Here is a 24,989-nt window from a genome sequence, read left to right as displayed (position 1 = left end):
GCCGGGTCGACAACCGTCCGACTTCAGATGCCGGGTCTCAGCCGCCGGCCCGGTCGTGAGCGAGCACCGCGAGTTCGAGCCACAGCCGCTCGGCCGGTTCTGCCGTCGACAAGCCGGTGATCTCCTCGATCCGACCGAGCCGGTGCCGCAGCGAATTCGTATGCACGTGCAGCCTGCGGGATGCCTCGGCGGAATTGCCGACCGTGGCGAAATAGACTCGCAGGGTTTCGAGCAGGCTGCCGGTGTGGGCCGCATCGTGCGCGGCCAGTGCCCGAGCCGGCCACACCACGCTTCCGACGTCTGTACCCGGGGCTCCGTCATCGGCACCTGCCGCATCGCCCTCGGCAGCGAGCAGGGCATCGGCGACGCGCAGTCCGATGACCTCGGCGGCAACGTCTTCAACGGTCGCTCCGATGATCGCCTGGGCCGCCTCGGCGCTTCCCTCCCCCCGTCTCGCCTTCGCAATGCCCTGACCGCCCCTGTCCGCGTCGCCGTCAGCTCGACCGCCGTCAGCTCGACCGCCGTCAGCACCACCGCCGTGAGCACCACTGCCGGCCGCGTGCTGTCCGCTGTTCAGGGCATCGACGACGTATGCGGCTTCCAACCAGGAACGATGAACCCGATCGAGGCGGTCGACCGGAGCACCGACGCCGAAGCTCAGCCTCTCAGCACCCGGCAGCGAACGCCGCAGCGTCGACAGCACACGGTTCCGAATCTGCGCGGCATCCGCTGGTGCGCTCATCTGCACGAGAGCCGCAAGATGCTCCCCCGTCCCCGACTCGACCTGCGAGAGCACGGCATCGGCGAAAGCGGCCCGCAGATGGAACCGCAGGACGGGCTCTCGTTCGGGGGCCACCTCGGCGAAGGCAAGGACACAGTAGTGCCCGGCGAACGGGAGGGCGAGCAGGGTCGCCGAGGGGCCGAGTTCGGCGGACCCGGCGAGGATCGCGGCGAGCGCCTCCCGCCGGATGCGCTTCTCGAACGGTGAGCGCCGCAGCGTCCGCAGCATCACCGGCAGGGCGGCACGAGCGGCATCGCGCAGCACCTCCCGCAGCGGAGTCGGGTCGAGCTCGGCCGGGTAGGCCGCCCAGATCGTGCCGATGAGTTCGCCCTCGCTGCGCAGCGCGATGACGGACCGAGCCGGCGATGTGCCCGCGGCGGGACGCTCGACGACATCGGTCGATCGCCGGACCGTGTCGAGGAAGCCGGACTCCTCGAGCTCGGCGATCCGCCAGCCGGGTATGGCCCCGGACAGAATCGTCTCGCGCCGAATCTCATCGATGTCATCGCCGAGGTTGGCGTGGGCAAGCACACGCGAGGCCGGGTCCTCGATCGTGATCGATGCCCCCGTGGAATCCGCGATGACCGCGGCCAGAGAACTGAGATCGTCGGCATCGGGCCAGGCCAGAGCGCTCGTCGCACCTTCCGTGAGCTGCCGCAGGTGGACAAGGACCTCCGACCAGGTCACGTGCGGCGACCGTTCGAGGAGCACCGGAGCCTCGCCCCCGCTTGCTGGAGCATCGTCGGCGGTGTGCGCACCCTCGCCGAGGTGGGTGTGGGATCCGGGTGGAAGGACCAGTGCCGCTGCTCCCGCATAGTCGGCCAACACCGTGCCCAGTCCCGCGCGACTGTGCACCTCCTCGGTGACGAGGACGACGGTGCCCGACCACGGTCCGCGGTCGCGCCGATACGAGCCGCGGTAGGAGACCACGGTGCTGCGGCTGCGATCGGCCGCCTCGGCGCGGGACTCATTCGTCGTCGGCAGGTCGAAGCCGAACTCGACCCGGGTGATGACGACATCGTCGGCCACCTCGGTGAGCGGCAGGAGGAGGCCTTCGGTGTCCCGGATGAGGCGGGACAGGCGCGGGCTCGCGGTGTCGGTCATATCCCCACTGTAGTCAACCGCCGGTGGGGCCCGCGCGGTCGAGTCGGTTGCTGCGGAACAGGGGGCGGCCGCCTCGGCGCGGGAGGTCTATTCCGGGGAATAGAACTTGAACTGGAGGGCCCGGACGACGAGTTGGGCGAGGTTCTTCGCCTCCAGTTTGATGCGCAGGTTCCGGGAGTGCGTTTTCATCGTGTGCATGCTCAGGCCCAGTGCCTCGGCGATCTCGTCGTACCCGAAGCCCTGGCAGAGCAGGATGAGCAGCTCCAGCTCGCGCTCCGTCAGCTGCGGGGCCGATACCGGAGCCTCGGGCAGATATTCGCCGCTGATGGCGATGTCCTCGGCCAGGCCTTTGAGCAGTTCGGGCGACTCCCCCGCCGAGGCGGCACGCACGACCGCGACGAGCTCGCTCTCGCCCGCGGTCTTGTTGAGCACGGCCAGGGCACCGGCCTCGAGGCCGCGGGCGATCCCCGGACCCGGCGCCACCGTGGTCAGCAGCACCACATGGGCCCGCGGATCGTGGTCGATGATCGCCGCCGTCGCGTCGACCCCGGTCATGCCCGGCGGCATGTTGACGTCCATGAGCACAAGATCGGGGCGACTCGCGACGAAGACATCGACGGCGTCCTCACCGGTGTGGACCGGGTCGAGGACGCGGAATTCGCCAGCGTCACGCAGCGCCGCAGTGATCGCGCGCGTCGTCCAGGAATCGTCGTCGACGACGAGGACGGAGGGGGCGGCTGCGGCTTCGACGTCGGCAGCGGTGGGCGGGTGCGGGACGGGAGGGGTCAAACGTCGACCTTGTCGTGGTCGTCCGTCGACTCGGTCCGTGCGGGGACGGTGCCGGATGTGGTGGGACCGGTGGTTGTTTCGGGCCTGCGGCCGGTCTCGCGATCGGTTCCGCCGGTTGTGGCGGATCGGGTCTCGGCGGTCGCGCCGGGTCGGGTGTCATTGGTCGCGTCGGAGCGGGTCTCACCGGTCGCGTCGGATCGAGGGTCGATGACGTCGATCATCTCGCTGGTCTCGGCCTTTTCGCTGGTGTCGGCCCTGTCGGCGGAGTCGGCTTTGTCGGCGGTGTCGGCCGTTGCGGTCGGCGACATGAAGCGGACGGGCAGGGCCACCTCGACGATGGTGCGCTTCGCCTCGTCGGAGCCCACTTCACAGGTTCCGCCCACGGCGGTCGCGCGGCTCGACAGCGATCGCGGCACCACGGTCAGCTCAGTCGGCGAATCGTTCGTGCTGCGGCATACGAGCTCGGCCCGGTCGCCGCTCTCACCGCGGATTTCGACGGTCAGGCTCGCGGGCGTGTCCGGGGTGGAGTAGCGGATGACATTCGTGGCGAGCTCAAGCAGGATCGCGCGGAAATGACGGGCGAGCGTGCTCGAGGAATAGCTCGGCAACGACGCGAGCTGCACGTTCAGCGGCACGGATCCGGCAGCGCAGCCGTCCTCGATCGCACTCGTCAGCTGCTCCGCCTCGGCGCGGAACCGGATGCGGGCGTCGCGGGTGCCCGCGGAGCTGGTCTCAGCCTCCCATGTGCTCAGGCTCCTCACGAGCTGGCGCAGGCGTTTGGTCGCTTCGGCGTTGACGAGGGCGAGTTCGGCGAGGAGCCGGTCGGCATGAGCCGGGTCGGTCTCCTTCGCGAGCGTGCGGATGATCGCGGACTCGGTGGTCAGGGAGTGCGAGATCGTGTCGTGCATGTCGCAGGTGAACCGGGTCCGCATCGCGTCGAGGCTGCGCTGATGGTCGACGGCAGCCCGCTCGCGGCGGGCGATCTCACGGTTGATCCGTGCTTCGACGAAGCTCGCGCACAGTCCGAGGAGCGAGTAGGTCAGCCATCCGTAGCCGAGGTCGGTGAACCCCTCGAAGCCCGCGTCGTAGGATCCGACCCAGGTCGAGAGCCCGAGGTAGCCGCCCAGCCCCGCAGTGCCGACGGCGAAGCCGATCCAGCGACGACGACTGATGAGGACCGCCGTGGCCAGCAGCAGCGCCTCGGGGAACATGTTCTCCAGGTCCGGGTAGAGCGGCGAGAAGAGGATGCCGAGGCCGGTCGAGGCGATGACGGTCGTCAGCGGCACGAAGGCGGCGAGGAGGATGAGCGCATAGGCCACGACGAGGAACGTCGCATAGCGCGGTTCGACGATTTCGAACGCCCCGGGCACGAAAATAGTCAGGCTCATGATGAGCGCAAGCAGACGGATCGGCAGGTCGATGAAGCGCGGCCCCCTGAGGAACCGCCAGACCCGGCCAGGCGCGCTCATGGCGGAGTCGTCGATCGCTGAAGTCATGCGTTCTATTCTGCTACAGTTCCGGCGAACCAGAAACGCCCCCTCCAAAACACCTGACGGCGGCCCAGCAACCTCGCGCGAGGTTGCTGGGCCGCCGTCAGGTAGTAATTGTTAGGGGAGGAGTTCGGCGAGGGCTGCCTCGATGACGTCGAAGGCGTCGTGGAGCAGCTCGTCCGAGATCGTCAGCGGCGGCAGGAAGCGCAGGATATTGCCGAAGGTTCCCGTGGTGAGCACGAGGACACCGTTCTTCGCGCAGTAGTCCGCGATCTTCTTGACCAGGTCCGCGTTCGGTTCGATCGAATCGTGCTCGACGAACTCGGCGGCGATCATGGCGCCGCGGCCGCGGACGTCGCCGACCTCGGGGTACTTCGACTGCAGCTTCGTGAGACGGTCGACGATGATCTCACCGATGTGTCCGGCCCGATCGGCCAGTCCGTCCTCCTCGTACGCGGCGATCGCGCCGAGTGCGGCAGCACAGGCGATGGGGTTGCCGCCGTAGGTGCCGCCGAGGCGGCCCGGTCCGACCGAGTCCATGATGTCGGCGCGACCGGTCACGGCCGACAGCGGCAGACCGCCGGCGATGCCCTTGGCGGTGGCGACGAGGTCGGGGACGATGCCCTCCCATTCGGAGGCGAACATCTTTCCGGTGCGGGCGAATCCGGCCTGCACCTCATCGGCGACGAAGACGATGCCCTTCTCGCGGGCGTAGTCGACGAGCGTGGGCAGGAAGCCCTCGGCCGGGACGATGAAGCCGCCCTCGCCCTGGATCGGCTCGATGACGATCGCGGCGACGTACTCGGAGCCGACCTGCTTCTCGATCATCGAGATGACGCGCTTGGCGGCATCCTCACCGCTGAGCTTGGTGCCGGCCGCATCGTTGTCCCGGAACGGGTAGGACATCGGCGCACGGTAGACCTCACCGGCGAAGGGGCCGAAGCCGGCCTTGTAGGGCGCGGCCTTCGCGGTCATCGCCATGGTCAGGTTGGTGCGGCCGTGGTAGGCGTGGTCGAAGACGACGACGGCGTCGCGACCGGTGTGGGCACGCGCGATCTTCACGGCGTTCTCGACCGCTTCGGCACCGGAGTTGAGCAGCACGGTGCGCTTCTCGTGGTCTCCCGGGGTCAGCCGGTTGAGCGCTTCTGCCACCTCGACGTAGCTCTCATACGGATTGACCATGAAGCAGGTGTGGGTGAAGGCCTCGAGCTGAGCCTTCGCGTTCTCGACCACGCGCGGGTTCGCGTTGCCGGCGGTGGTCACCGCGATTCCCGAACCGAGGTCGATGAGCTGGTTGCCGTCGGCGTCCTTGAGGATGCCGCCGCCAGCCGCAACCACATAGGCGGGCAGGCTCGAACCGACACCGGTCGCCACGGCAGACTTGCGACGCGTCTCGAGTTCACGGGACTTCGGTCCCGGAATCTCGGTGACGATTTTACGTTCCTGCGGCAGAGCTTCGCCGCCAATCTCGAAAGCTGTCATAAGGGGAACAATAGGGGTTCGCAACGGTTTTTGTCACTTACCGTCCGCAGGCTGAGCAGTACGTCACGCCCAGGGCATCGAACGATCACGATCGGAGCGTTTTCGGTACGGAATCCGTTGCGCCGCTGAGACGGATTTCGCGGCGGTGCGCTGAGGCGCAGTCTTGCCCGCCGGCGCCCCGGTTCGGCACGGATGCCGCTTCGCGCGCGGCCGCCCGCAGACCCGTCGATCAGGGTCGCGAACCGGCGCGATCAGCGGTGCTGATTGCGGGCGTCGACGTCCTTGTTCCGCGCAGGCAGGACCCGTTCGTGTTCGCGCACGGGCACGACGATCGTCTCCTGCGCGCCGACCACGCGGTCGCCGTCACTCATTTCGAAGCTCAGCTGCGCCTCGGGTGACAGATTGCGTTTGACCACGGCCAGACCGATCGGTCCGAGCTCCCAATGCACGGTCACCGAGGTCAGGGTGCCGACGCCGCGTTCGGACCCACGGACCTCCGCGAGCGCCTCGGTGCCGGGGTCGGGGGCGATGTGCCCGGACCCGTCGAGGTGGACGAAGGCCAATCGCCGAGGCGGCTGACCCAGATTGTGCACACGGGCCACGGCCTCCTGGCCGCGGTAGCAGCCCTTGGCCAGGTGGACGGCGGTGCGCAGCAGGTCGAGTTCGCCGACGAGCGCCTTGTGGTCGACCTCGTTCCTCCCCGGCCGCCACGCGGCGATCCGCAGCGCTTCCCAGGCGTCGAACCCGGCCATGTCGAAGTCTCGGACCGACAGTCCCTGCAGCTCGGAGCGTTTGACGATGCCGATGACGAACGGGGTCTCGAGCCCCGGGTGTTCGGTGCCGGCGACGGACTGGCCGAGGTCGACCTGAGCGTAGGAGGCCGAGCCGGGGCCGATGTGCGGCCACGGGTCGGCCCACAGCTGGGTCACCGGCAGCTTCTCAGGAAGCGCTGTCACGGCACCGAAGCACTGATAGTCGTCGCTGAGATCGTCGATCTCAACGCGCATCATGAAGACCATCCTGCGCAGGAAATCCAGCGTCTCATCGGTGGCCAATTCGCTGATCGCCCACAGTGCCTCGCCGTCGTCGACGATCTTCAGCCACCCTTGGATGCGGCCGTTGGGGTCGAGGACCAGCGTTTCGGTGGACACTCCGGGAGCCAGAGCGTCGATCTTCTGCGTCGTGATCGAGTTCAGCCAGGTCAGCCGGTCGGGTCCGCTCAGGCGCAGCACGCGCAGGTGGGCGAGGTCGACGAGGCCGTCCTTGTCCTCGAGCACCCGCTGCTCACGCAGGGACGCTCCGTAGTGGATGGGTGTCTGCGACAGTTCGCCCGCGCCCAGGACTGCAGTCGAGCTCAGCCCACGGGCGAGCGAGGACCGGCGCACCGCCTCGGCGGGGGTGTCGGTGTTCTCCGGCGACGGCGAATCGGAGGGAACGGCATTCGGCGACACAGGATCAGTCATCTTAAGACAGCTTCTTCAATCTGGCAGAGGAATGGGAGGCGAGTTCGTGGCCCATGGCGGCCATGTCCCAGGCCCACATGAGTTCGCCGCCGACGAGGCCGTACATCCGCGTCGAAGCGGAGTACTCCTTCGCGGTCTTCGTCCGGGCCACGACGTCGGTGGCCAGGTCGATGCGCGGGCCTTTGACTGTGCCGGCATAGAGTTCCATGACGCCGTGGGGGTGGACGATCTCGGCTTCGATCTCGAAGGCGTCGTCGTTCGTGCGCAGGGTTTCGACCGCGGCGGCAGAGGTGAAGCTCTGTTCGGCCGTAGGCACCATCATGCCCGGTCCGACGTCACCGTCGTCGTGCTGACGCACGAGCTGCCAGATCCCGGTCTCCAGGGTCAGGGTCGATTCGAGTTCACCGGACTCATCGAGCAGCCATGCATGCGCGGTGTACTGGAGGAACGGGGTGCCCTCATGGGCGACGAAGTCGATGCGTTGGCCGAACTGCTTCTCAGGCGTGTCCGCATAGCCGACGACACCGACGCCTTCCCAGGACCCGATCAGCCAGGACAGGGGGACGAGCTCAGGATGGACCGAGGCATCAAGTTCGATCATGAGGGATCAGCGGTTGTCTTTGAACAGCGCGGTGACGACCTTGACTCCGACGCCCAGGGCACCGAGAGCGGCGAGGCCGACGAGGCTGGAGAAGACGATTTCGAGGGCAAGAAGATTTTCCATGCTCCCAGTCTACATTTGCTCAGAGTGCGATGCGTTCGAGGGCGTAGACGACGACTCCGCCGAGCGCGATGGGAGCGGCACCGAGGGCCAGCTGCACGGCGAAGCTGCGAGCCTTCTCGACGTTCTTCTTCACCTCGATGTTCTGCGAGGCTTCGAGGTTCGCCGCCTGGAACTTCGCATACGCGATGAGCCCGAGCATCCGGTCGACAGCGGCCACGAGCAGACCCATGATGATGCCGAGGATGAGAGCGGTGGGCCAGGTGATCGAATCATCGAACACGAGCACGGACAGGATCCCGGCCACGGCGGTCGACATGGCCAGGGCCAGCGGCGAGGTGTAGATCGCCGGCCATGGCAGAGCGGTCATGCACTGCGCCGTGATGAGTGCGATGAGGCCGATGATGATGGCTTCCTTGTCGCCGGGCACCGTGATCGCCGCGACCCAGGTGCTCGCCGACAGGACGATGACGAGGCCGGAGACCTGCGCGGAGACATTCGCCACCGCGTAGGAGGCGCCGATGCCGCGGGTGAGGTTCTGCACGAAGGTCCACAGCAGTCCCAGGCCGGCGAGCACGGGCAGCCAGTCGAGATACGGAGCCGACTCGTCCTGCCACGCTGCGAACAGTCCCGCCATCCCGAAGAGGGCGAGCATGATCGACGTCGCCCGCGGCTGCGGGGAGTCCGTCAGGCGCGGCCACCCGTAGGCGACGCCGAGGACGATGAGTCCGGTCGCCAACAGGAACACTGAATAGCCCCAGTACACGGAGGTGCTGAGGGCCAGCACCAGTACCAGGGCGACGGCTACTCGAATCCATCTGATCACAGCACTATCGTGCCTCATCTCATTGCACGCACGCGATTTCGCCCCTGCCCCACCCGTCCCCTTCAGCCTCGGCGGACGCCGTCCCGCGCATTCCTTTCACCCTCGCCGGCCCCCGTCCCACCCCGGACTCACACGGCCGAGCACCCGCCGTTCCCACCGGTCCGCCGTCGGGAACGGCGCACCGGTCTCGCTATAATCTGCACAGACGACGGGTGCCGAGGAGGTGGATGCAGCACATGCGGATTCTGCACATCTGCCCCACGGACAGACTCGAGGCCCCCATCGCGCCCGAATCCCTGCAGTACCTCGGCCATCACATCGACCGCCGCGGCGCAGATGAGATCACGCACGCGCACCGCGAATCGCTGACCGCCGACGTCGTCATCGCCGACGCCTGCCTCGACCTGTCCCTGGCCCCGCGCATCGCCGAGGTGCTCACCGCGCGGAAGGTCACCGCCCCGATCATCGTCGTCCTCGGTGAGGGCGGACTGGCGACCGCCTCGGCGAAATGGAACGTCTCCGACCTCATCCTCACCACCGCCGGCCCCGCCGAGGTGGAGGCACGGCTGCGCGTGGCCCGTGACCGTCACCTCGACGCGCAGCGGTCCGCCCCGCCCACCGGCCGGCAGGGCTGGGCCGGCCCGACCGCGGCCGAGAACCGAAGACTGTCCGGAAACCGAGGATTCTCCGGCAGCCGAGGCTCGGCCGGCTACGCCGGGGGCAGCGGCACGAACCGCACCGGTCGGCGCCGCTATGGCGATGACCCGTGGAACGCCGACGGCGAACCGCTGGTCGTCGTCACCGGCACCCTGCGCATCGACGAGACCGCGTTCACCGCCGACCTCGGCGGACGCAGCCTCGACCTGACCTACCGCGAGTTCGCACTGCTGAAGTTCTTCGCCATGCATCCCGAACGCGTCTTCACCCGCGACGAGATCCTCCTGGCCGTGTGGGGCGAGGACTACTTCGGCGGCACCCGCACCGTTGACGTGCATGTTCGCCGCCTCCGTGCGAAACTCGGCAAAGACCTTGAGAACGCCATCCACACCGTGCGCAACGTCGGCTACCGTTTCAGCGCCGACAGCGTCACCGAACCAGAGGACGTGAAGGCATGAGAATCCAGGCCAGCGGAGCGACCGCGAACACCCCGATCGACACCCTCACCGAGGAGGAGCTGTCCTTCCTCGACCGTGTGGCCGCCGCCGACGGAGCGCCCGAGATCTCCGGCGGGCTCATGGCCATCGCCACCGGAGAGGACACCGCCCACGCGGCGCAGACCGCCTCGTCCGTGTGGCGCGTCTTCGACGGACAGACTCTCATCGGCTTCGGCATCCGCGCCCTGCAGGGCGACCGTCACGCCGCCGAATTCCTCATCTCCCCCGACCACCGCGGGCAGGGCCTCGGCGCAGAGCTGCTGGCCCTGATCCTCGCCGAGGAGCCCGAATCCTGGTGCTGGTCCCACGGCGACCATCCGGCCGCGGCGCACCTGGCGAAGAAGCATGGGCTCGGCCGTGACCGCGTGCTCTATCAGATGCGCACCGAGGCGGGGCTGAGGCTGGCCGACCTGCCTGCCACGCAGGCGCCCGAGGGCGTCGAGCTCCGATCCTTCGCCCCCGGTGACGAAGCCGGCTGGCTGGCTGTGAACAACGCGGCCTTCGACTGGCACCCCGAACAGGGCTCCCAGACCCGCGCCGATATCGACACCATCGTCACCGCGGCCGACTTCGATCCCGACACCGTCGTGCTCGCCGTCCGCGACGGCGAGGTCATCGGCTTCCACCAGATCAAACTCACGGACACGGACGGGCAGGGCCGCCTCGGCGAGGTCTATGTCGTCGGTGTCGATCCGACCATCCACGCCAAGGGTGTGGGCAAGGCGCTGACGATCGAGGGGATGCGGCGGATGGTCGCCGCCGGCGCCGAGGTCATCGAACTCTACGTCGAATCCGACAACGCCCCGGCGCTAGGCTTGTACGAGCGGCTGGGATTCCATGTCGCGGTCGCGCACGTGTCCTATGCACCGGCATCTCAGCCCATCGGTGCCGAGAGCACGAGCCCAGCGACGACGAGCGAGAAGGAGTAGAGCGTTGTACGACATCGCAGCAGCCGGCCAGGAGCTGGGTCTGCCCGATCCCGCGGACCGCTTCCTCGATCGGGAACTCAGCTGGCTGGCCTTCAACGAACGAGTCCTCGACCTCGCCTCGGATCCGGAGATCCCGCTGCTCGAGCGGGTCCGGTTCCTCTCGATCTTCGCAACGAATCTCGACGAGTTCTTCATGGTCCGCGTCGCCGGTCTCAAACGCCGCATCAACACCGGGCTGGCCGTGCCGAGTGTGACCGGACGGATGCCCGCCCAGGTCATGCACGACATCGGGGTCCGCGCGTATGAGCTGATGAGCCGGCACGCCGCGCTGCTCAAGGACGATATCGGCCCCCGTCTCGACGCGGAGTCGATCTCGAAGGTCCAGGTCGACGACCTCACCGCGGACGAACGCACCCGCGTCGACGCGTTCTTCTTCGGTCACGTCTTCCCCGTCCTCACCCCCCTCGCCGTCGATCCCGCGCACCCGTTCCCCTATATCTCGGGACTCTCGCTCAACCTCGGCGTGCTCCTGCGCTACCCGGACTCGGGCAAGGAGCTCTTCGCCCGCGTCAAGGTGCCCCCGCGTCTGCCCCGGTTCTTCAACGTCGCCGCGGCGACCGACCGCCCCGCCGGACGCGACGTCCCGGCCCGGTTCGTCGCCCTCGAGGACATCATCGCCGAACATCTGGGCACCCTCTTCGAAGGCATGGAGGTCGTCCACCACTCGACCTTCCGCGTCACCCGCAACGAAGACCTCGAAGTCGAAGAGGACGATGCGGAGAACCTGCTCAAGGCCCTGGAGAAGGAGCTGCTGCGCAGGCGCTTCGGCCCGGCCGTGCGGATGGAGATCACGGAGAACATCCATCCCCGCGTGCTCGAGATGCTCAAGGACGAACTGGGCATCCACGAATCCGAGATCTACCATCTGCCGACGCCGCTCGACCTGTCGGGAATGTCCGATATCGCCGATGTGCCGCGCGATGACCTGCATTTCCCGAAGATGGTCCCGCAGATGAACAAGGATCTGTCCCTGCGCGAATCCAGCGACCAGGTCGACGTGTTCGAAGCGGTGTCCCATCACGACATCCTGCTGCACCACCCCTACGATTCGTTCTCCACCAGTGTGCAGGCCTTCCTCGAGCAGGCCGCCTCGGACAAGAACGTGCTCGCGATCAAGCAGACGCTCTATCGCACCTCCGGCGATTCGCCGATCATCGACGCCCTCGTCGATGCCGCCCAGGCCGGCATCCAGGTGCTCGCCGTCGTCGAGATCAAGGCCCGCTTCGACGAGGAGGCCAACATCACGTGGGCGCGCAAGCTCGAACGCGCCGGCGTCCACGTCGTCTACGGCATCGTCGGACTCAAGACGCATGCGAAGCTGTCTCTGGTGGTGCGGCAGGAGGCCGAGGGGCTGGCCCGCTACTGCCATGTCGGCACCGGCAACTACCACCCGAAGACCGCCCGCGGCTATGAGGACTTCGGACTGCTGACGAAGGACCGCGCGGTCGCCGATGATCTGACGAAGCTGTTCAACCAGCTCTCCGGCTATGCGCCGCGGTCCGAGTACTCACGGTTCCTCGTCGCCCCCAGCCAGGTGCGCACGGGACTCATCGAACTCATCGACGCCGAGATCGCCAATGTCGAGTCGGGCGGCACCGGGCAGGTGCGCATCAAGGTCAACTCGATCGTCGACGAAGCGATCATCGACGCCCTCTACCGGGCGTCTCGTGCCGGGGTGAGCGTCGAAGTCTTCGTCCGCGGCATCTGCGCCCTGCGACCGGGAATCGAAGGACTCAGTGAGAACATCACCGTCCGCTCCGTGCTCGGCCGGTTCCTCGAGCACTCCCGCACCTTCGTCTTCGGCAACAACGGCGACCCCATCGTCTACATCGGGTCGGCGGACATGATGCATCGCAACCTCGACCGGAGGGTCGAGACGCTCGTGCAGATCGTCGACGACAGCCACCGGGACGAGGTCATCGAACTCTTCGACCTCGCGTTCGCCCCGACCACCTCGGCGTTCGAACTCGCCGACGACGGCAAGTGGACCCGGAGCACTCACGATGCCGACGGCAACACCCTCATCGACTACCAGACCGAACTCATCCGCAGACACCGGAAGCGGCGTCGAATCGGGGACGAGGCGTGAGCCGCTCGTCGGTCAGTTCGGCGCAGGCGTCGTCCCGGGTCAAGGCCGATGTGCTCGCCGCCGGCGCCGTCTGCTGGCGACGCGGACCCGACGGCCTCGAAGTGGTGCTCATCCACCGTCCGAAGTACAACGACTGGTCCTGGCCCAAGGGCAAGGTCGACCCGGGCGAGACCCTGCCGGAGACCGCCGTACGCGAGGTCAAGGAGGAGACCGGCCTCGACATCCACCTCGGCGTTCCGCTGCCCTCGGCCGAATACACGGTCGGAGGAAAGAACCTCAAGAAGGTCTTCTACTGGTCGGCCGAGGTCAAGGGCGAAACTGTCTTCGCTCCGCTGAACAGACGCGAAGTCGACCGGGCCGCATGGTTCCCGGTCGACAAGGCCCGGACCAAGCTGACGTCCTATGCCGATCGGGAGCAGCTCGACGCGGTGGAGAAGTTCGACTCCACGGATGCGCTGCGCGCCTGGCCGCTCATCCTCGTCCGCCATGGCAAAGCGTTCCCGCGGTCGAAGTGGTACGAGACCGAACATGTGCGACCGCTGCTCAAACTCGGCACCCGACAGGCGATGGCCCTGACCGGTCTGCTGGGAGCCTGGAAGACGAAGAAGCTCATCTCCAGCCCGTGGAAGCGGTGCATGGCGACCCTGGCCCCGCTGTCAGCGGCCAGGGGACAGCCGATCAAGAAAGCCCCGACGCTCAGTGAGAAGGCGGCCTCGGCGAACCCGGAGAAGACCGCACGGTTCATCCGCAAGCTGCTGGAGAAGGGAAAACCCGTCATCTACTGCACGCACCGCCCGGTGCTGCCGACGATCTTCTCCGTCTACGCCGAACATGCCCCCAAACGCGTGGTCGCGAAGCTGCCGAAAGACGACCCGTATCTCAAGCCCGGTGAGGTCCTCGTCGCCTATGTGCGACCCGGCGCGATGCCGCGCATCGTCGCGATCGAACGCGTCCGCCCCATCGACAGCTGATCGAGGGATCTCAGCCCCTAGGGCGGATGAACGGATTCGCCTGTGAGGGTGAGCCGATCCGCTTGTGACGGTGAACCGATCCGCTTGTGAGGAAGGGCCGCCTCGGCGAAGGGACTTTCTCGGCGAAGGGACTGCCCTCAGCCGACGGTGCAGTAGGCGCCGTACATCAGCGGCCCGAGGAGGGTGGCGTCTTCAGCATCCAACTCGTCGGTGAGCCGCTGCGTGAGCGAGTCGATTCCGAGCTCATCGCCGGTCACAATCCCCTGCTGCTCGAGGTAGGGCAACAGAGCGGCCAGGGCATTCACCCAGCCGAAGCTCGGTGCCTCCGCCCCGCCGCCCACCGGTGCGCTCAAGGTCAGGTGCGGGTCGGGCAGCCCGGCGGAACGGTACGCCGCGAACAGGTCTCTGCCCATCCTGCCGTGGATTCCTATCGATGCGAATGTCTGCAGAATCAGTTCTCTCACGTATTCCAGCAGCGGCGTGTCCGCACTCGCCCACCCCTGTGCGACGTCGAGTTCGTGCATGACCAGCAGACCCCCAGGACGCAGGTGCCGGCCGAGTCGCTCCACCACCTCGACTGGGCTGCGCAGATGCATGAGCACGGCTCGGCCGACGATCGCGTCGAAGTCTTCGTCGAGGTCGAGGGTGCAGAGATCCGCCTCGGCAAACTCGATCTCTCGCCGATGGCCCAGCCGACTGCGGGCGCCCTCGAGCGCCTCGGGATTGCGGTCGACGGCGAGCACATGCCCGTCCGGGCCGACGAGATCGGCGGCGATGACGGCGACGTCTCCGGCGCCGGTGCCGATGTCGAGGACGCTCATGCCCTCAGTGATTCCCGCTTCGATGTGCAGCTGCTTGGTCAGAGGGTCGAAGACGACCGACTGGTCGCGCAGTCGTGAACGTTCGCTCTCGGACTCGCCGAGGACATATCGGTTCCCATCCTTCATGGCTTCGACCGTAGGAACGGGGCCGGACCGGGACAAGAGATCGACGAACCTCAGGGGGCGCGTACGCATACGGCGGGCCGCCTCGGCGAGCGTGCACGAGTACCGGGCGGGCCGCCTCGGCAAGGGAATGCCGGTCCCGACAACGATCCTTTCACGAAAACGGCGCGGTCTGTGATCAAGCGCTCAAGGCGGTTCCAACCCTTCGCCCCTCGTTCACCTCCCATTCACGTTTCAACTCCTTGCACTTCACGCGTGGTCTTTAGCGTGGAACACGAGCAATCGAGAACTCTCGAGCTGTGTCCACAACCATGAAAGGCATCTTCGTGAAGATGAAGCATCTCGCCCCCTCCGCTGCGATCCTCGCGGTCGGCGCCATCACCCTCTCGGCCTGCGGCGGCCAGTCCGCCACCGGCGAGGAGGCTTCGGGCGGCAGCAGTGACCTGCAGGGCACCCTGACCGGCATCGGCGCCTCCTCGCAGAAGGCAGCCATGGATGCCTGGACAGCGGACTTCACCTCGCAGAACTCCGGTGTGACCGTCAACTACTCCCCCGACGGCTCGGGTGCCGGCCGTGAACAGTTCCTCGCCGGCAACGCACAGTTCGCCGGTTCCGATGCCCACCTCGACGATGACGAGGTCAAGGCCGGTCAGGAGGCCTGCGGCGCCGACGGAGCCTTCGAGTTCCCCGTCTACATCTCCCCGATCGCCGTGACCTTCAACGTCGAGGGCGTCGATGAGCTCAACCTCTCACCCGACACGATCGCGAAGATCTTCAAGGGTGACATCACGAACTGGAACGACAAGGCCATCAAGGCCGACAATCCGGACGCGGAGCTGCCTGATCTCAAGATCACCGCAGTCCACCGTGCCGACGACTCGGGCACCACCGAGAACTTCGCCGAGTACCTCAAGGCCACCGCCGATAAGACGTGGGACGCCGAGGTCGACGGAAACTTCCCGAAGGAGTACGGCGGCGAGGCCGCTCAGGGCACCGACGGAGTCATCCAGACGGTTTCGGACACCGACGGTGCCATCGGCTACGCGGATGCCTCCGCCGTCGGTGAGCTCAACACCGCCAAGGTCAAGGTCGGCGACGAGTTCGTCGAGCTCTCCCCCGAAGCCGCGACCAAGGTCGTCGACGCTTCGGAGAAGGTCGAAGGACGCGACGAAGGCGATCTCGCCTTCGACCTCGCCCGCGACACCACCGAGTCCGGTGCCTACCCGATCGTCCTCGTCTCCTACCACCTCGTCTGCTCCTCTTACGAGGACCAGGAGACCGTGGACATGGTCAAGGCCTGGGAGAAGTTCGTCGTCTCGGAAGAGGGACAGAAGTCGGCCGCCGATTCGGCAGGGTCCGCCCCGATCTCCGACGACCTGCGTGCGGAGATCGAGAAAGTCATCGACTCGATCAAGGTCGCGAGCTGACATTTGGTCTCTGACCTCGAGAAATAACCAGCCGGAGCGGCGCAGAGTCCCTGCGCCGCTCTTCGGCGCCTGTGAACCGACCAGGGTTCCACCACAAGTCACGTGAGGAGTACTTGTGCCGACCAGCACACCGATCACCGAGTCCGGCCCCACAGGTCCGGGCTCCGCTCCCGAGGCCGGGCCGCAGCCGCAGAGCTCGAGTCCCGCTCCTCGGCAGCAGAAGGCCGTCGTCCGCCCCGGCGACCGCATCTTCTCCGCCGCCACACTCATCGCCGGCATCCTGATCCTGCTCATCCTCGCAGGGGTGGCGCTGTTCCTGCTCGCACAGTCGAAGGACACCATCGCCGCGCAGATCAGCGATCCGGCGCAGATCACCGGCGGCAAGGGGTTCCTCTCCTATGTGTGGCCGCTGGTCATCGGCACCCTCATCTCCGCGGCGATCGCGCTGATCGTGGCGACTCCCTTCGCCCTGGGCATCGCACTGTTCACCACGCATATGGCTCCGCGCAGGCTCGCCCCGACGCTCGGCTACGTCATCGACCTGCTCGCCGCGATCCCCTCGGTCGTCTACGGCCTATGGGGCATCGCCCTGGCCGGGAACCTCACGGGCTTCTACCTGTGGCTGTCGAAGTGGTTCGGGTGGATCCCGATCTTCGCTCCGGCCGAGGACGGGTCCGTCTCGCAGACGGGACGCACGCTGCTGACCGCCTCCCTCGTGCTCTCGATCATGATTCTGCCGATCATCACCTCGCTGACCCGGGAGATCTTCCTCCAGACCCCGCGTCTGCAGGAAGAGGCGGCACTGGCCCTCGGCGCCACCCGCTGGGAGATGATCCGCATGGCCGTGCTCCCGTTCGGCAAGTCCGGCATCGTCTCGGCGACGATGCTCGGCCTCGGACGCGCGCTCGGTGAAACCATGGCCGTGGCCATGATCCTCTCCCCCGGCGTCCTCACCGCCTCGCTCGTCGTCAGCGGCAACCAGACCATCGCCTCGGAGATCGCGCAGAACTTCCCCGAAGCCGCGGGTCTGCGTCTGTCCGAACTCATCACGGTCGGCCTCGTCCTCTTCGTCATCACTCTGCTGGTGAACATGGGAGCCCGCGCCATCGTCGCCCGTACCTCGGTGAAGGGAAGCTGAGAACGTTGACCACCGCAGATACCGCCATCGCAAAGCCGAAGAAGCTGACCTCGAAGCAGCTGCCCAACGCCACCCCTTGGGTCGTCGCCGCCGCCTCGATCGTCGTAGCGACCCTCATCAGCCTCATCTCCTTCGGCGGCTTCAACATCCCCGTCGTCGCCGTGCTCGCGGGCCTCATCAACATGGTCGCCGTGTTCGCGGCATCCGCAGCCTACGAAGGACGCCGCAAGGCCGTCGACCGCGTGGCGACCACCGTCGTCACCTCGACCTTCGTCCTCGCCTGCGTTCCCCTCATCTCGCTGCTGTGGCTGACCGTGTCCAAGGGCGGGGCCGCCATCAGCGGCGACCTGCTCACTCGCACGATGCTCGGGATGAAGGGTGTGCTCGACCAGCAGTACGTCGCCGGTGAAGCCACCCTCGCCGGCGGTTTCTACCACGCCATCGTCGGCACCGTGCTCATCACACTCGCCGCCTGCATCATCTCGATCCCGATCGGTGTCCTCACCGCCATCTACCTCGTCGAGTACTCGAACAAGAACCGCCTGGGCAAGGCCATCACCTTCCTCGTCGACGTGATGACCGGCATTCCCTCGATCGTCGCAGGTCTCTTCGCCTTCGCACTCTTCTCGACGATCGCGAATGTGCTCATGCCGGCCTCGGCGGGAATCGCGAAGACCGGCTTCACCGCGGCTGTGGCCCTGTCGGTGCTCATGATCCCCATCGTCGTGCGCAACACCGAGGAGATCCTGCGTCTGGTGCCGATGGATCTGCGTGAAGCCTCGTACGCTCTTGGCGTGCCGAAGTGGAAGACGATCATGAAGATCGTCCTGCCCACCTCGGTGTCGGGAATCCTCTCCGGTGTCACCATCGCCATCGCCCGCGTCATCGGCGAGACCGCACCGATCATGGTCACCGCCGGATTCGCGAAGACCCTCAACTGGAACCTCTTCTCCGGCTGGATGTCGACGCTGCCGACGTTCATCTACGATTCGCAGCTGCGCCCCGTTTCCCCCGGTGCGGCCGCGCTGGCCAGCTCCGAACGGGCCTGGGCCGCCGCCCTCGTCCTCGTCCTCCTCGTCATGGTCCTCAACCTGCTCGCCCGCATCATCGCGAAGGTGCTGGCGCCGAAGGCCGGCCGCTGATGTGCGGCGCGGACGCGCGACGCGGACGTGCGACGTGATCTGGTCACGGTGCGGCCGCCTCGGCGATCATCACAGCGGCGCATGCCGGTCACGATTCTCTAGACTCATCACAATCCACGGATAGGAAACACAATGTCCAAGCAGATCGACATCAGGGATCTCGACATCTTCTACGGAGACTTCCGCGCCGTCGACGGTGTGCAGATGCAGATCAAGCCGCGCTCCGTGACCGCGTTCATCGGCCCCTCGGGATGCGGCAAGTCCACCGTGCTGCGCACCCTCAATCGCATGCACGAAGTCATCCCCGGCGCCAGCGTCTCCGGTGAGGTCCTCATGGACGGCAACGACATCTACGGCGCCGGCGTCGATCCGGTCAACGTCCGCCGTGAGGTCGGCATGGTCTTCCAGCGTGCGAACCCGTTCCCCACGATGAGCATCAAGGAGAACGTGCTCGCCGGCGTGCGGCTGAACAACAAGCGCCTGTCGAAGTCCGCGGCCGACGAGCTCACGGAACGTGCCCTGCGCGGCGCGAACCTGTGGAACGAGGTCAAGGACCGTCTCAACCTGCCCGGTTCCGGCCTCTCCGGCGGTCAGCAGCAGCGCCTGTGCATCGCTCGCGCGATCGCCGTCGAGCCCGAGGTTCTGCTCATGGACGAACCGTGTTCGGCCCTCGACCCGATCTCGACGCTGGCGATCGAGGACCTCATCAACGACCTCAAGGACAAGTACACGGTCGTCATCGTCACCCACAACATGCAGCAGGCCGCGCGAGTGTCCGACAAGACCGCGTTCTTCAACATCGCCGGCACCGGCAAGCCCGGCAAGCTCATCGAGTTCAATGAGACCTCGACGATCTTCTCCAACCCGGACAAGGAAGAGACCGAGAACTACATCTCCGGCCGCTTCGGATGACCTGAGCCGTGCCGGTCGCTTCGGGGACCTGAGTTTTCCGGTCGGGTCCGCCGACGCACGTCATTGTCTGGTCGTTCCACGGCGTTCAGCCGCTCTGAAACACCGCGGATCGACCAGAGAATCCCTTGAACGAGCTCACTCTGCGGTCGATGGGCTGCTGACGCCCTCGTCGAGTGGTGCTCGGAAGGCACGGACGAACTCGGGCAGCAGGGATGCGTCGCCGTCTGCTGTCACCGCTCCAGCCGCCACGGCTGCCTCCGCTTCACCATCGGCAAGCACACCCCGCAACCCCGGCCCACCGATGAAGAGCTGCGCGTGCGGATCAGCACCTTCGGCGACATCGACCCCGAACTCATGCACGACCGCATGGGCCTCTGCCGGCCCCGCAGTGACTTCGACGGTGAATGGCCGCACTGCCGCCTCGGTGCGAGATGACAGCAGAGCCGCAGCCAGCGAGCTGTCGGTGGGAACTTCGTCCTCGCGCGGAGCGGCCAGACGTCGAGCGCCCCAGCGGCCGAGTTCGATCAGCACCGGCCCGAGGTCCGAACCGTACTCGCTGAGACGATAGACGACGTTGCGCCCATCAATGCTGCGCTCGACGATCTCGGCAGCTTCGAGTTCACGCAGTCGTGTGGTCAGCAGGTTCGATGGGATGCCGGGAATGCCCTGCCGCAATTCATTGAAGCGCTTCGCGCCCACGAGAAGATCGCGCAGAATGATCAGCGACCACCTCTCGCCCAGAGCCTCTGCCGCCCTGGCCAAACCGCAGAACTGCCCATACGACTTCATGATTGACAGTCTAGCCAACATAGTTCACTATTGAAACTGCAGTTTACTTTTTGAACTGACATTTAATGCATCATGCTCGGCCCACACGACACTCGATGAGGAGATCATCATGAGCCGCACTGTCATCGCCGCACTGTTCCAATCGCTCGACGGCATCGCATCGGACCCGTTCAAATTCCAGTTCGACTCCTTCGACGAGGAGGTGGGACAGTGGATGAACACGGCCATCGGTGGAGTTGACGACTGCATCCTCGGCCGTGTCACCTATTCGGAGTGGGAGAACTACTGGCCGAACCACACCGAAGGCGAAGACGCACCGTTCGCCGACTTCATCAACGCGACGCCCAAGCACGTCGCCTCGAGGACTCTGTCGCAGGCGGACCTCCGATGGGAGAACTCCACGCTCATCCAAGGAGACCTCGTCGACTTCGTCCGTGAACTCAAAGGCACCGACGGCGGCAAAATCGCCGTCGAAGGGTCGATGTCAGTGGTCCGTCAACTCGTCGAAGCCGAGCTCATCGACGAACTGACGCTGGCCGTCCATCCGGTTGTCGCCGGCAGCGGACGCTCGCTCTTCGAGGGAGGCACGACAACTCGATTGGCATTCAAAGACGTGCAGCGCACCAGCAAAGGCAATCTGCTGGTCACATACGGACCATTCGCCGGACTGACCGCCGGTCCTACGGGCGGGCAGTCCGATGGGTCGGCAACCCGACAGTTGGGCAGCCCGGCTGAACGGCACCCCGACGGGCGCAGTCCGACGGGGCAACCTCGACAGACGGGCTATGCCAGGTGAACAGGCAGCTCTTGGGGGGCAGCCCGACGCCGATGAGGCGGACGATTCCCGTCCGCCTCATCGGTCGTGGTGAGCACTCGCTGGTCGGCTGTCACGTCTGTACTTCGGCTGTCACGTCTGCGCTTCAACTGTCAGTTCCGAGCTTCGGCTGTCAGTCGGCGTTCCCGGTAGGCAAAGGTCGCCCAGCCGAGGGCCACGGCCCAGACCGGGAAGAGCAGCGTCGGCCCGATCGTCGCCCACCAGCTGTCCGCGAAGACTTCAGGCATGCCTGAGAAGGCTGTGCGCACCAGGCCGACTCCGCCGGTGAAGATCGCCAACGACACGACCGTCGCAGGAATCGTCGCGAGAGTGATCGGCACTCGTCTCCCGCCCAAGGGACCGAGCCACGCAGGCAGCCGTTCTCCCCATTTCTGCACGAGCCCGAGTGTGAGCAGGATTCCTGCCACCGCGGCGAGGGCGAGCGCCAGGCCCGAATGCCAGAGCCCCACGCGCTGCCCTTCATCGAAGAGGCCTTGGCTCAGACCGATCGGAATGCCGAGCGCCCAGAGAATCCGGGTCAGTGCGTAGAATCCCGGGACGACGACGGCCACACCAACTGCGAGCTTCGCACTGGTCGAGACCGCGGTCGAACCGCTTCCTTCGGGTACCGCAGATCCGTCGACCGAACCGGCATCTCCGGCCGGATGCCGGTCACTGTTACTGCGCAACCCGGCCCGACGCGACCGTTCGGCGACGGCCCACACGACGAGCCACAGCAGCGGACCGATGAGCATGATCGCCTGCCAGATCACTGGAGCCGGGATCGGCGGGAACTGCAGGCTGAGCGCATAGCCCACGTAGGCCAGCAGCAGAGTATCGGTGAAGAAGACGGTGACCACTGCGGTGATTGCGAGTGCGACGACTCCGAGGGCCCGGACCGCGGAAGGTTCGTGCAGTCGTTCCCGCACACGGGCCACGGTGAGCGGAACCGCAGAGAGGACGAAGCTCAGCAGAGCGACGAAGCCGACGACGCCGGCCATGACCGATATCGGGAGCGAGGCGATCGCCGAGGTGAACGCCCCGTCTTCGGATCCGGCCAGCGGTGCGCCGACGATTCCCAGTCCCCAGAGGACCGACATGACGAAGAGGAAGAGCGACCACGCCGAGGCGGCCGCCAGTCCCGCCCGAACAGCGACGGGTGCGGGCTGTGATGGATGATGGACTGTGTGGTGGAGCTGTTTCTGTGTCATGCCTCCACATTCGCCCCCGCGGGCCTGCCACGGTCTCCCCCACAAGGGTGAAACCCGACCCCGAGCGGGTGAAGTCCGATTCGGGCTCAGTGCGTGATGAACCCCGATTCGAAGGCCAGGATCACCGCCTGCGTCCGATCTCTCGCGCCGAGCTTCGACAGCAGCGAACTGACGTAGGTCTTGACCGTCTCCGCCCCGAGGAACATCTCACCGGCGATCTCGGCGTTGCTCATCCCCCGCGCCATCAGGGTGAGAACCTCCTGTTCCCGGCTGCTCAGCTGAGCCGAACTCACCAGATCGACGTGTCGGACCGACCGTGCCGCCATGTCCCGGATCTTCTGCGGATAGAGCAGCGCCTCTCCCCCTGCCACGGTGTGCACCGCTCTGATCAGCTCGTCCGGTTGAGCGCGTTTGAGGACGAAACCGTCGGCTCCCACACGCAAGGCCTCGAAGACGTAATCATCGCTGTCGAAGGTCGTGAGGATGAGCACCCGGGGCGACTCCTGCCGGTCCACGAGCAGCCGCGTGGCCTCCAACCCGTCGAGTCGGGGCATGTGCACATCCATGACGACGACGTCGGGACTCAGCCGAGTCACGAGATCCAGCGCCTCCGCCCCATCGCCGCCTTCCCCGACCACTTCGAGCCCCGGATCGGAGTCGATGATCGCGGCCAGTCCCGCGCGCACGAGCGGCTCATCGTCGATGAGGATCACCCTGATGGCCATGGCACCTGTCCCTCCGAATACGGCAGCCTCACCTGCAGAGCCCATTGTCCGCCATCGACTCCCCAATCCGCGTTCCCACCGAACAGCGCAGCTCTTTCCCCGATGCCCACGAGCCCCCGTGATTCCCTCGCCGAGGCGGCCGCCCCCTTCACATCGGACCTGCCGTCCGTGGCATCGGACCTGCCCTCGCTGACCGTGCCGAACGCGGGACCGGTGGCTCCGCAGGCATTGCGCGCAACCACCTGCACGCAGTCCGCGCCGATGTCGATGGTCACGTCGAGGCCAGGCGTCGTCGCATGCCGCAGCGAATTCGTCACCGCCTCACGCACGATCCGGCGGAGTTCGCGGACCACCGCCGTGGGCAGTCCGGCGGCGTCTCCGCAGATCGTCAGCCGGGTGGGGTGACCGATGGAGCAGGCCTCTTCGGCCAAGCGGGTGATGTCGAGCATCGTTGGCCGAGGCGGCCGCGCACTTCCGCTGTCACCGTCGTCCGCGATCCCTCCGACATCAGCCTCGGCGCCGGCGATGTCGCCGGCGCCGCCCACCAAGTCTTCGACCTCGCTCACAGCGCCTTCGACATCTGCCTCCGCGCGCAGCAGCGCGAGCACATGATCCAACTCAGCCACAGCGTCACGGCTGGTGCGCGCGATCTCGTCGACGGCCGCCTCGGCGAGTTTCTCTTCCTGGGGCAGGGCGCGCTTGGCCACCGCTGCCTGCATCGTCATGACGGTCAGGGCGTGGCCGATCGAATCGTGGACCTCCCGGGCGAGGACGGTGCGGCGGAAACGACGGACGCGATCGGCCCCGGCCAGCGCAGCCCGGTCAGCGGCCGAGGGTCCGAGCAGGATCTGTGCATAGTGCGGCAGGAAATAGCCCTCGGCGATGAGGAAGGCAGCGAGGAGGAGAAGAACCGAGGGTGCCAGGATCTGGATGAGTCCGGCGGGCAGGACGATGGCGGGCTCGGTCCACGGGCCGGCCGACGAATCCCCGCCTCTGCCCGGTGCCCCGCCGGTGGAACCCGCAATGCCGAGGAGCCCGTTCGACAGTTCCGAGGCCTGCTGCGGATCGGCGATCATCAGCGAAGCGGAGGGGATGACGACAACCACGGTGAGGAGGAGCAGTGCGCCGGCAAAGGCGTGACCGAAGTAGAACAGGGCACCGCGGACACGGTCGGAGGTGGTCGGCCGCATCGGCGGGGTGGGGATGGACAGTTCGAGGAGGTGCTCGGCCAGGGTCCGCTCGAGCGCGCGGATCACAGCCAGGAACGCAGGAATGCACAACAGGATGAAGACGATGATGCCGAAGACGAAGATGCCGAGGGCCAGAGACCAGTCGCTGGCCTCGTTCCACGCGGTGACGACCCAGATGATCACCGCAATATAGGGCACGGCGACGACCCCGCCGATCAGAAGGACCAGCAGTCTGCGCCACAGCTTCGCCGCCCAAGCTCCCATCGCCACCAGACTACAGCGCCGGACTGACACGACGATTCTGCGCGCAGCAGCCATCCGAATCGGCATCGGCTCCGAATCATCGATACCAGTCACCTTTGGGAAAGGATCGTCATGAATATCTCGATGTCGTCACAGTCGCCCGCAGCCTCACGCAGCACGCGTTCGCAGGTGCAGATGGTCTCGGGGCTCTTCGGCGCCGTGTTCCTGCTCGTGGGCATCCTCGGATTCGTCCCGGGCATCACCGCGAACCTCGGCTCGATCAGCTTCGCCGGACATCATACGGACGCGGCGCTGCTCGGTCTCTTCCAGGTCACGGTGCTCCACAACATCGTCCATCTGCTGTTCGGACTCGTCGGAATGCTCGGACTCCGCTCGCGCGGATTGGCGAAGAACTACCTCATCATCGGCGGCATCATCTATGCGGTGCTGTGGATCTACGGGATGGTGATTCCGATGGAGTCGATGGGCAACTTCGTCGGGCTCAACACCGCCGACAACTGGCTGCACTTCGTCCTCGCTGCAGCCATGATCACCACCGGCTTCGTCTTCGGGCGGAAGTCGCGGGGCTGATCCG

Annotated in this window: 22 protein-coding genes; 10 read left to right on the top strand and 12 right to left on the bottom strand. The window is 66.5% G+C overall.

Annotation, left to right across the window (positions count from 1 at the left end):
* Positions 1-37: 37 nt before the first annotated feature.
* The 7 genes from ACQE2J_RS03325 to ACQE2J_RS03295 all read right to left on the bottom strand — a co-directional run bounded on the left by ACQE2J_RS03325 (position 38) and on the right by ACQE2J_RS03295 (position 8,656).
* Positions 38-1,885: a PucR family transcriptional regulator gene (locus ACQE2J_RS03325; protein WP_426937069.1), complete on the bottom strand. Its 1,848-nt coding sequence runs from the start codon at positions 1,883-1,885 to the stop codon at positions 38-40.
* Between the two features lie 87 nt (positions 1,886-1,972).
* Complete coding sequence (locus ACQE2J_RS03320; protein WP_426937068.1) at positions 1,973-2,674, bottom strand: response regulator; 702 nt, start codon at positions 2,672-2,674, stop codon at positions 1,973-1,975.
* Positions 2,671-4,170, bottom strand: a complete 1,500-nt coding sequence (locus ACQE2J_RS03315; protein WP_426937067.1) for a hypothetical protein — start codon at positions 4,168-4,170, stop codon at positions 2,671-2,673. Before ACQE2J_RS03315 ends, ACQE2J_RS03320 begins: the two co-directional genes overlap by 4 nt.
* 111 nt (positions 4,171-4,281) lie before the next feature.
* Positions 4,282-5,646, bottom strand: coding sequence for a 4-aminobutyrate--2-oxoglutarate transaminase (gene gabT / locus ACQE2J_RS03310; protein WP_135540044.1), 1,365 nt, complete (start codon positions 5,644-5,646; stop codon positions 4,282-4,284).
* A gap of 251 nt (positions 5,647-5,897) precedes the next feature.
* Complete coding sequence (locus tag ACQE2J_RS03305) at positions 5,898-7,109, bottom strand: YgfZ/GcvT domain-containing protein (RefSeq protein WP_426937066.1); 1,212 nt, start codon at positions 7,107-7,109, stop codon at positions 5,898-5,900.
* Between the two features lies 1 nt (position 7,110).
* A complete protein-coding gene (locus ACQE2J_RS03300; RefSeq protein ID WP_135540041.1) occupies positions 7,111-7,710 on the bottom strand; it encodes an FABP family protein in 600 nt (199 codons plus the stop codon).
* A gap of 142 nt (positions 7,711-7,852) precedes the next feature.
* Positions 7,853-8,656: an ammonia permease gene (locus ACQE2J_RS03295; protein WP_426937065.1), complete on the bottom strand. Its 804-nt coding sequence runs from the start codon at positions 8,654-8,656 to the stop codon at positions 7,853-7,855.
* Positions 8,657-8,892: 236 nt separating this feature from the next.
* Here ACQE2J_RS03295 and ACQE2J_RS03290 point away from each other — a divergent pair, with 236 nt between their 5' ends.
* The 4 genes from ACQE2J_RS03290 to ACQE2J_RS03275 are packed head-to-tail and all read left to right on the top strand — an operon-like array spanning position 8,893 to position 13,859.
* Complete coding sequence (locus tag ACQE2J_RS03290) at positions 8,893-9,771, top strand: winged helix-turn-helix domain-containing protein (RefSeq protein ID WP_426937064.1); 879 nt, start codon at positions 8,893-8,895, stop codon at positions 9,769-9,771.
* On the top strand, positions 9,768-10,739 hold the full coding sequence (gene mshD, locus ACQE2J_RS03285; RefSeq protein ID WP_426937063.1) for a mycothiol synthase: 972 nt from the start codon (positions 9,768-9,770) through the stop codon (positions 10,737-10,739). Before ACQE2J_RS03290 ends, mshD begins: the two co-directional genes overlap by 4 nt.
* Before the next feature lie 4 nt (positions 10,740-10,743).
* Positions 10,744-12,888 carry an RNA degradosome polyphosphate kinase gene (locus ACQE2J_RS03280; protein ID WP_240689816.1) on the top strand — a complete coding sequence of 715 codons (2,145 nt, stop codon included), beginning with the start codon at positions 10,744-10,746 and terminating at the stop codon, positions 12,886-12,888.
* Positions 12,885-13,859 carry an NUDIX hydrolase gene (locus tag ACQE2J_RS03275; protein WP_135540033.1) on the top strand — a complete coding sequence of 325 codons (975 nt, stop codon included), beginning with the start codon at positions 12,885-12,887 and terminating at the stop codon, positions 13,857-13,859. Before ACQE2J_RS03280 ends, ACQE2J_RS03275 begins: the two co-directional genes overlap by 4 nt.
* Positions 13,860-13,996: 137 nt before the next feature.
* Here ACQE2J_RS03275 and ACQE2J_RS03270 read toward each other — a convergent pair whose 3' ends face one another.
* A complete protein-coding gene (locus ACQE2J_RS03270) occupies positions 13,997-14,806 on the bottom strand; it encodes a methyltransferase domain-containing protein (RefSeq protein WP_167854420.1) in 810 nt (269 codons plus the stop codon).
* Positions 14,807-15,129: 323 nt separating this feature from the next.
* Between ACQE2J_RS03270 and pstS the strand changes: the two genes are divergently transcribed.
* The 4 genes from pstS (at position 15,130) to pstB (ending at position 19,422) form a co-directional block, all read left to right on the top strand.
* The gene (gene pstS / locus ACQE2J_RS03265; RefSeq protein WP_426937488.1) at positions 15,130-16,230 is read left to right on the top strand and encodes a phosphate ABC transporter substrate-binding protein PstS; all 1,101 of its coding nucleotides are present in this window, start codon (positions 15,130-15,132) and stop codon (positions 16,228-16,230) included.
* Positions 16,231-16,477: 247 nt separating this feature from the next.
* The gene (pstC, locus tag ACQE2J_RS03260; protein ID WP_240689831.1) at positions 16,478-17,368 is read left to right on the top strand and encodes a phosphate ABC transporter permease subunit PstC; all 891 of its coding nucleotides are present in this window, start codon (positions 16,478-16,480) and stop codon (positions 17,366-17,368) included.
* A 5-nt stretch (positions 17,369-17,373) separates the two neighbouring features.
* Positions 17,374-18,510: a phosphate ABC transporter permease PstA gene (gene pstA / locus ACQE2J_RS03255; RefSeq protein ID WP_135540028.1), complete on the top strand. Its 1,137-nt coding sequence runs from the start codon at positions 17,374-17,376 to the stop codon at positions 18,508-18,510.
* Positions 18,511-18,642: 132 nt separating this feature from the next.
* Complete coding sequence (gene pstB / locus ACQE2J_RS03250) at positions 18,643-19,422, top strand: phosphate ABC transporter ATP-binding protein PstB (RefSeq protein WP_135540026.1); 780 nt, start codon at positions 18,643-18,645, stop codon at positions 19,420-19,422.
* A gap of 135 nt (positions 19,423-19,557) precedes the next feature.
* Here pstB and ACQE2J_RS03245 read toward each other — a convergent pair whose 3' ends face one another.
* Complete coding sequence (locus ACQE2J_RS03245) at positions 19,558-20,211, bottom strand: winged helix-turn-helix transcriptional regulator (RefSeq protein WP_135540024.1); 654 nt, start codon at positions 20,209-20,211, stop codon at positions 19,558-19,560.
* 109 nt (positions 20,212-20,320) lie between these two features.
* On the opposite strand from ACQE2J_RS03245, the gene ACQE2J_RS03240 reads away from it, so the two are divergent.
* A complete protein-coding gene (locus tag ACQE2J_RS03240; protein ID WP_426937062.1) occupies positions 20,321-21,007 on the top strand; it encodes a dihydrofolate reductase family protein in 687 nt (228 codons plus the stop codon).
* A 131-nt stretch (positions 21,008-21,138) separates the two neighbouring features.
* Here the strand turns inward: ACQE2J_RS03240 and ACQE2J_RS03235 are convergent, their stop codons facing one another.
* The 3 genes from ACQE2J_RS03235 to ACQE2J_RS03225 form a co-directional block, all read right to left on the bottom strand.
* A complete protein-coding gene (locus ACQE2J_RS03235) occupies positions 21,139-22,236 on the bottom strand; it encodes a hypothetical protein (protein ID WP_426937061.1) in 1,098 nt (365 codons plus the stop codon).
* 86 nt (positions 22,237-22,322) lie between these two features.
* The gene (locus ACQE2J_RS03230; RefSeq protein WP_135808630.1) at positions 22,323-22,961 is read right to left on the bottom strand and encodes a response regulator; all 639 of its coding nucleotides are present in this window, start codon (positions 22,959-22,961) and stop codon (positions 22,323-22,325) included.
* A complete protein-coding gene (locus ACQE2J_RS03225; RefSeq protein WP_426937060.1) occupies positions 22,946-24,415 on the bottom strand; it encodes a sensor histidine kinase in 1,470 nt (489 codons plus the stop codon). Before ACQE2J_RS03225 ends, ACQE2J_RS03230 begins: the two co-directional genes overlap by 16 nt.
* A 111-nt stretch (positions 24,416-24,526) precedes the next feature.
* Here ACQE2J_RS03225 and ACQE2J_RS03220 point away from each other — a divergent pair, with 111 nt between their 5' ends.
* The gene (locus ACQE2J_RS03220; RefSeq protein WP_426937059.1) at positions 24,527-24,985 is read left to right on the top strand and encodes a DUF4383 domain-containing protein; all 459 of its coding nucleotides are present in this window, start codon (positions 24,527-24,529) and stop codon (positions 24,983-24,985) included.
* The last annotated feature ends 4 nt before the right edge of the window (positions 24,986-24,989 follow it).

It is taken from the genome of Brevibacterium sp. LE-L (assembly GCF_050214925.1).
Taxonomy (GTDB): Bacteria; Actinomycetota; Actinomycetes; order Actinomycetales; family Brevibacteriaceae; genus Brevibacterium.
This window is presented reverse-complemented; position numbering and strand designations above follow the sequence as displayed.